3 protein-coding genes are annotated in these 2,247 nt (G+C 71.6%); 2 read left to right on the top strand and 1 reads right to left on the bottom strand.

Annotation, left to right across the window (positions count from 1 at the left end; genetic code table 11):
- Nucleotides 1–980 (top strand): aminotransferase class I/II-fold pyridoxal phosphate-dependent enzyme (locus tag FV228_RS27250; RefSeq protein WP_147857370.1); only part of this gene is annotated, 980 nt, incomplete at its 5' end.
- A 4-nt stretch (nt 981–984) separates the two neighbouring features.
- On the opposite strand, the gene gph is transcribed toward FV228_RS27250, so the two are convergent.
- Complete coding sequence (gene gph, locus FV228_RS27245; RefSeq protein WP_147857369.1) at nt 985–1,683, bottom strand: phosphoglycolate phosphatase; 699 nt, start codon at nt 1,681–1,683, stop codon at nt 985–987.
- 128 nt (nt 1,684–1,811) lie between these two features.
- Here gph and FV228_RS27240 point away from each other — a divergent pair.
- Nucleotides 1,812–2,247: hypothetical protein (locus FV228_RS27240; RefSeq protein ID WP_187277938.1), on the top strand; the 436-nt coding region annotated here is incomplete at its 3' end.

Below are 2,247 nucleotides of genomic sequence, written 5' to 3'. Positions count from 1 at the left end.
CCGGCCGCGTGCCCTACACCGAGGCGCTCGGCCTGCCGGCCCTGCGCGAGCGGATCGCCCGGGACTATGCCGAGCGCCACGGCGTCGCGGTGAGCCCGGAGCGGGTGGTGATCACCACCGGCTCGTCGGCCGGATTCGTACTCGCCTTCATGAGCCTGTTCGATGCCGGCTCCCGGGTGGCGGTACCGCAGCCCGGCTACCCGGCCTATCGCAGCATCCTAGCCGCCCTCGACCTCGTGCCGGCCCCGATGGTGCTGCGCGCCGAGGACCGGTTCGCCCCCACGGCCGCGCTCCTGCGCGAGACCCATGCCCGCGCGTCGCTGGCCGGCGCCCTAGTGATGAGCCCGGCCAACCCCTCCGGCACGGTGATCACGCAAGACGCGTTGCGCGACCTCTGCGCGACCACCCGCGAGTTGGGCCTGCCGCTGATCTCCGACGAGATCTATCACGGCCTCAGCTACGGCGTTCCGACCGTGACTGCCCTGCGGTTCGACCCCGACGCGGTGGTGATCAACTCGTTCTCGAAATACCACTGCATGACCGGCTGGCGGGTCGGCTGGATGGTGGTGCCGGAGGTCCTGGTCCGCCCGATCGAGCGGCTGGCGCAGAACCTCTACATCTCGGCGCCCTACCTTTCGCAGGTCGGCGCGCTCGCCGCGCTGGACGCCACGGAAGAACTCGACGCCGTCCGCGACGGCTATGCGCGCAACCGGGCGATCCTCCTCGACGCGCTGCCCGGCCTCGGCCTCGGGCGCGTGCACCCGGCCGACGGCGCCTTCTACCTTTACGCGGACGTGGCGAACCTCACCAACGACGCCACCGATTTCTGCAGGCGCATGCTCGACGAGGCCAACGTCGCGGCGACCCCGGGGCTCGATTTCGATCCGGATCTCGGCCACCGCCACGTCCGGTTTTCGTTCGCCGGCTCCGAGGCGGAATGCCGGGAGGCGGTGGCGCGGTTAACGACCTGGCTGCGCTGACCCCCTAGGCGGCCTCCACCGGCACCAGGGCGCGGACCGCCTCGGCCAGATCCGAAAAATGCTCGATCACCCGGTCGGGCCCGAGCTCGGCCACCGGCACGTCGGTGTAGCCGAAGGTCACCGCCACCACCGGGATGCCGGCGGCCTTGGCGGTGTCGATGTCGGTGCGCGAATCGCCGACCATCACGGCCCGGGCCGGGTCGCCCCCGGCGCGTTCGATCGTGCCGGTGAGATGGCTCGGATCGGGCTTGTAGGCCGGGAAGGTGTCGCGCCCGCAGATCGCCGCGAAGCGATGGCCGATCCCGAGCAGGCGCAGCAGCTCCACCGACTGGCCCTCGAACTTGTTGGTGCAGACCGCCAGCCGGAAGCCCGCCGCCTCCAGCGTGTCCAGCGCCTCCGCCACACCGGGATAGAGGTGCGACGTGTCGGCGAGGTGCTCGCCGTAATGGGCGATGAAAGCCTTGAACAGCCGCTCGTGGTCCTCCGGCGAGAGCGCGCGGCCCTCCGCCTCGAAGCCCCGCCGGATCAGCGCCTTGGCGCCGGCCCCGATCAGGCCGCGGGCCTGGGACAGGGGCAGCTCGGCCAGGCCTTCGCGCTTCATCAGCACGTTGAGCGTGCCGATGAGGTCGCCCGCGGTCTCGGCCAGGGTCCCGTCCAGGTCGAACACGGCGATCGGCGGACGAGCGGTCGATTCGGGCGGCATCGGGTTGGGCTCCTGCTGGGGTACGGCCTCGCTAAAGCCGGCCGGCGTCGGCGGCAAGGCGACGCGGCGCCCCACACTCGCCCGAAAGCCCAGCGAAAGGCGGAGCGCGTCAGCTCCCGGATCCCGCGATGAAACCGTCCCTGCCCCTGCTTGCCACCTGCCTTGCACTCGCCAGCGTGCCGGCCGCCGCGACCTCGTTCGAATTCGTGCCCGCGCCGCAGACCGACCTGAACCGGATGTACCGAGTCGACAAGGTCACCGGCGAGGTGACCTCCTGCCAGTACGGGCTGCAGGAATCGGCCGGCGGCATCGGCCAAACCGTGTGCTTCGGCCCCGGGGAGGGCGCCGGCGCACAGGCGCCCTCGGAATACGGCTTGGTCGCCAGCCGCCACACCCGCGAGGCCGGCGTGTTCCGGGTCAATTACCGGACCGGCGAGATGAGCATCTGCTTCGTGCTGGTGAAGAAGGAGCAGGTGGTCTGCACCCAGCAGGCCAAGCCCGGCGCCGAGGGCGCATCGGACGCACCGCTGACCGGGCCCGCACCCGGCCGGGCCCGGTCAGCGG

It is taken from the genome of Methylobacterium sp. WL18 (genome assembly GCF_008040015.1).
Taxonomy (GTDB): domain Bacteria; phylum Pseudomonadota; class Alphaproteobacteria; order Rhizobiales; family Beijerinckiaceae; genus Methylobacterium; species Methylobacterium mesophilicum.
This window is presented reverse-complemented; position numbering and strand designations above follow the sequence as displayed.

Coding starts and splice junctions, on each gene's coding strand:
- gph (WP_147857369.1), bottom strand. CDS start 1,683: ATGCCGCCCGAATCGACCGCTCGTCCGCCGATCGCCGTGTTCGACCTG.